Here is a 4,890-nt window from a genome sequence, read left to right on the forward strand (position 1 = left end):
GTGTACGTCTATGCATCCTCAGTTCCTCCCATTGAATTGCATTGATCTGCGGTGCTTCATCCGCGTCGGCCGCTAGGGGCCGGCGCGCAAGGACTCCTGGGCAAGATGTGGCTTGATCCTCCCCCACAACCCAAGAATTCCATCCGGCGAGACGAAGACGATCACCAGGAACACCAAGCCGATCAGCGTGTTGAAACGCTCGGCGCCGACGATGTCGATGGCGAAGGTCTGCATCAGTATGACGACGATCGCGCCCACGAACGGACCGATCGGATGGCGCAAGCCGCCGATGACGGCGATGATCAGGATGTCGATCGCCACGTCGACGCCGATCGTGCCGGGCGAAACGCGTCCGTTGAACCAGACCAGAAGCACGCCGGCCAGCCCCGCGAGGATGCCGGCCAGGAACCAGGCGAAGACCTTGTGCGCGGTGACGTGGTAGCCCAGCGCCCGCATCCTGCGCGGGTTGTCGCGGATCGCCTGCAAGGTCATGCCGAAGGTGGAGCGGGAGCCGTAGAGCACCGCCGCGTAGGACAGCATCGCAAGGCCAAGACAGAGGTAGTAGAAGGGTTTCGGGTCCCGCCAGTTGATGCCCCAGAAGACCGGCGCGTGGATGCCGGCATAGCCGGAATGGCCGTTGAAGATCGCGTAGTTCTGTTGGGCGAAGTAGAAGGTCGCCGTCGCGATCGCCAGCGTGATCATCAGCGTGTAGATGCCTTCCGTGCGCACCGAGATCCAGCCGATCAGCGCCGACGACACCGCCGCCGCGGCAACGGCGAAGGGAACGACGATCCACCAGGGCCAGCCGAAGCCCAGCACGCTGGAATTGTTGCTGCCGAGGATGGCGACGGCGTAGGCGGCGATGCCGGCGACCGTGATCTGCGCGAGGCTCAGCATTCCGCCATAGCCGGCCAACAGCATCAGCGACAGCGAAAGCACGCCGAAGATCATCGAATAGCCGGCAATCTGCGTCAGGAAGAAATCCGACGCCACCAGCGGGTAGAGCAGGAGCGCGACGGCAAGGATGACGTGACCTGCGCCGATCTTGTCCAGCCAGTTCTGCTGCGGCGCCGCGCCGTCGGCGGCTGTGGCCAGGCTCATCGCGCCTTCCCCATGATGCCTTGCGGCCTAACCGCCAGCGTCACCACCATGATGACGAAGGTGAGCACCACGCCATAGGTCGGGAAATAGACGAGGCCGATCTGCTCGGCCAGCCCGATGAGCAGCGCCCCGATCGCCGCGCCGGTGATGGAGCCCATGCCGCCGACGATCACCACGACCAGCGAGGCAAGCAGGTAACGCACGTCCTCGCCGGGCGCGACCGAGAGCGCCGATCCGCCGACGACGCCTGCGAAACCGGCCAGCCCGGCGCCGACCGCGAAGACGATGGCGAACACCGCATGCACATTGACGCCGGATGCCGACAGCATGGCGCGGTCGTCGACGCCGGCGCGGATCATCATGCCGACGCGCGTCTTGTTGAGCATCAGCCAGAGCCCGACCCCGATGACGATCGCCGCCGCCAGCACGACCACGCGGTAAAGCGGATAGGTGAGGAACACCGAAGCGCCGTTCGAGCGCACAGCGGTGATGATGGGCAAGGTCAGGGCCCCGTCGAGCCATTCCGGCGTGGCGATCTGGTAGGTGCCGCCGGCCCAGACCGCCAGCATCAGGTCTGCGGCGACGATCGAGATGCCGATGGTGACCAGGGTTTGCCTGAGGTCGTCGCCCTCTAGGCGGCGGAAGACGAAGACCTGCATGACCACGCCGATGATGGCGAGCACGGCGAAGCCGGCGGCGACGCCGAGCAGCCAATAGCCGGTGCGGCTGGTGACCTCGTAGCCGATATAGGCGCCGAGCAGGTAAAGCGAACCGTGCGCCAAGTTGATGTTGCGCATCAGTCCGAAGATCAGGGTAAACCCGCTGGCGACCAGGAAATAGAGGCCGGCGAGCGTCAGGCCGTTGAGGATGGCGCTGACGAAAGCCTTCTTGGAGATCAGGATCGCGTTCAGCCAGGCGGGCCAGACGGCAAAGACCAGCCAGGCGACGATCGCCGCGGCCAGCAGGCCGACGAGGCCCCAGGCCTGACGGCGCGTCACGCCGCCGCCGCCCGACAGCGACGAGGACGATGGCTGGTCGAGTATGCTCATGCGGTCAGCCGCCGGCGCTGCTCGTTCATGCGCGGCGCCTTGTGGAACTTGCCGTCCTTCATGATGGCGAGGATGCGGTTCTTGTCCTGCAGGATGCGCACGTCGGAGATCGGGTCGCCGTCGATCAGCAGCATGTCGGCGAGATAGCCTTCCTTGATCAGGCCGAGCTCGTCGCCCATGCCCATGATCTGGCCGCCATATTTGGTCGCGGCCTGGATCGCCTCCATCGGCGAGAAGCCGAACATGTCGACGAAGGTCTGGATGTCCTTGGCGTTGGTGCCCTGCGGCGTCCAGGCGAAGCCGTAATCGCCGCCGATGCACACGCGGATGCCGCGCCGGTGCATCTTCTTCATCGTTTCGATGCACATTTCGAGCTCGCGCTCATATTCGAGCGACAGCGGCGAGCCGGGCTTGATGCCCCATTGCTCGGCATGGCGCGCGGTGTTGATCAGCCAGGCGACGCCGGGCGCGACGAAGTGCTTGTCCTTGACCGCCTCCAGCATGTCGAGCGCTTCCTCGTCGGCGAAGGAGGCGTGGTAGATGTTCTGGATGCCGTGGCGGATGCATTGCTTGACCGAGCCGGAAGAGCGCGCATGCGCCGACAGCACCTTGTTGCGGCAGCGCGCCTCGGACGCGGCCATGGCGACCTCTTCCTCGGACATCGGGGTTTCCTCCGCGCCCATGCCGGTGATGCTCTCGCCGGAGAGGTTGAGCTTGATGGAATCGACGCCGTATTTGATCAGCTGGCGCACCGTGCGGCGGATCTCCTCCGGACCCGAGACGACGATGCCGAGATTGAGGCCCTCATGCGGAATATGCGAGGGCGCCGAATCGCCGAGACCGCCGACCGTGGTGATCTCAGGCCCGGCCGCGAGGTAGCGCGGGCCCGGAAACCGGCCCTGGTTGATGAATTTCTTGGCGACGACGTCGAGCCGCGGCTTGGCGGCGGCGGCACCTCGGCCGGCGGTGAATCCGGCATCGAGCACCAGCTTGGCCATCTCCATGGTGACCAGCATATGCTCCTCGATCTCCATCATCTGGATGGGATCGATGCCGGGGGCGTTGTTCCAGGACAGGTGCAGATGCGCGTCGATCATGCCGGGCATCAGCGTCGCGCCCATGCCGTCGATCACGGTAGCGCCGCCATTGTAGGAAGACGACGAGGAGGCGCCGAAGCGCGACGAACCCTTGGTGATCTGCTTGATGCGGTTGCCTTGCACCAGCACCTCGCCGGTGTAGGGATATTCACCAGTCGCGTCGAGCACGCGCACATTGGTGAAGAGCGTGCTTCCCGACCCGTTTCCGGCCCAGCTTTCGTCTGCCATAACAAGCCTCCCAACTTGCCGAGCGCGTAAGTCTACGCCCGATGCGAAATCCTCACCTATCAACCCGTCTCAAAAAATCGGCGAGCCTCGAACTGCTCTCGCGCGGACTTTCCACCGTGGCCCAGTGTCCGCACCGATCGAGCGAGGAGAATACGGCTCCCTTGATCTTGTCGGCAAGCGCCTGGGCGACGCCCGGCGGATTGACCGTGTCGGCATCGCCGGTGACGAGCAGCGTCGGCGCCGAAATCCGCCGCGCATCGACCGCGGTGGCCTTCGCCAAGGCCTCGCAGGTGCGGGCATAGGATTCGGGGTCCTGGCGGGTGATGGATTCCCGCACGAAGGCCGCCGCCGCGGGCGACGTCTCCCTGGTGTGCGCCGAAATCGCGTTGGCGACGATCTGATCGGCGATGTCGGCAATGCCGCCGGAGCGCGCCAGGCGCGCCCGGTTGCCGAGCCCCTGCCGGGTTGCCTCGCCCGGCTCGGCCAGGGCGCCGAACAGCGTCAGCGATGTTACCAGCGCGGGTTGCGTCGCCGCGATCTGCTGGCACACGATGGTGCCCATCGAATGGCCGATGAAATGCGCCGACGTCACGCCCATACCGGCCATGGCGCGGATCACGGCTTCGCTCATTCCTTCGATGGTGAGCGGCTCGATCGGGCGCGGCGAGCGGCCCGAACCGGGCAGGTCGAGCCGGATGACGCGATAGCCGGAGAGCGCGCCCATCTGCGGCTGGAACATGTTTGAGGTTCCGCCGAGGCCGTGGATCATTACCACGGCCGCGCCTTCGCCGGTCACTTCGGCAACGACCTGGCCGACAGTCACGGTCGTCATTGCGGCCTCTCCACGAAACGGTTCTCCAATGTGCCGATGCCGTCGATCTCGATGCGCACGACGTCGCCGGGTTTGAGGTATTTCGGCGGATCGAAACCGATGCCGACCCCGACGGGCGTGCCGGTGGCGATGATGTCGCCGGGCTTCAGCGTGATGCCTTGCGAGAGCGTGGCGATGATGGTCGGGATATCGAAGATGAGCAGCGATATCCGGGAGTCCTGGCGCAGGTCCTCGTTGACGAAACAGCGGATGCCGGCGTTGGCGAGATCGAACTCGTCCTTCGTGACGGCCCACGGCCCCATCGGACAGAACGTGTCCTGCGATTTGCCGATCAGCCACTGGCTGTATTTGCCTTGCAGGTCGCGTGCCGTGACGTCGTTGACGATCGTATAGCCCCAGACGTGGTCGAGGGCGTCCTCCTTCGAGATGCCGCGCCCGCCCTTGCCGATGATGACGGCAAGCTCCGCCTCATAGTCGATCGCCGCCGAGACAGTGGAATCGATCAGCACGCTGGCATGGTTGGGGACGACCGATTCCGGCACCTTTGAGAAGATGATCGGATGCTTCGGCACCGCGCCGGCGC

Annotated in this window: 5 protein-coding genes; all 5 read right to left on the reverse strand. The window is 65.3% G+C overall.

The window, feature by feature from the left end; translation table 11 throughout:
• Positions 1 to 72: 72 nt before the first annotated feature.
• Positions 73 to 1,101: a branched-chain amino acid ABC transporter permease gene (locus tag EOD07_RS22480; RefSeq protein ID WP_041004331.1), complete on the reverse strand. Its 1,029-nt coding sequence runs from the start codon at positions 1,099 to 1,101 to the stop codon at positions 73 to 75.
• Positions 1,098 to 2,150 (reverse strand): branched-chain amino acid ABC transporter permease, encoded by a 1,053-nt coding sequence (locus EOD07_RS22485; RefSeq protein WP_127237026.1) that lies wholly within the window; start codon positions 2,148 to 2,150, stop codon positions 1,098 to 1,100. The genes EOD07_RS22480 and EOD07_RS22485 overlap by 4 nt, the downstream gene beginning before the upstream one ends.
• Positions 2,147 to 3,475 (reverse strand): amidohydrolase family protein, encoded by a 1,329-nt coding sequence (locus tag EOD07_RS22490; protein ID WP_127237027.1) that lies wholly within the window; start codon positions 3,473 to 3,475, stop codon positions 2,147 to 2,149. The genes EOD07_RS22485 and EOD07_RS22490 overlap by 4 nt, the downstream gene beginning before the upstream one ends.
• Before the next feature lie 52 nt (positions 3,476 to 3,527).
• Positions 3,528 to 4,307: an alpha/beta fold hydrolase gene (locus tag EOD07_RS22495; RefSeq protein WP_127237028.1), complete on the reverse strand. Its 780-nt coding sequence runs from the start codon at positions 4,305 to 4,307 to the stop codon at positions 3,528 to 3,530.
• Positions 4,304 to 4,890 (reverse strand): fumarylacetoacetate hydrolase family protein (locus EOD07_RS22500; protein ID WP_164772432.1); only part of this gene is annotated, 587 nt, incomplete at its 5' end. The genes EOD07_RS22500 and EOD07_RS22495, both read right to left, overlap by 4 nt.

It is taken from the genome of Mesorhizobium sp. M2C.T.Ca.TU.002.02.1.1, from assembly GCF_003997225.1.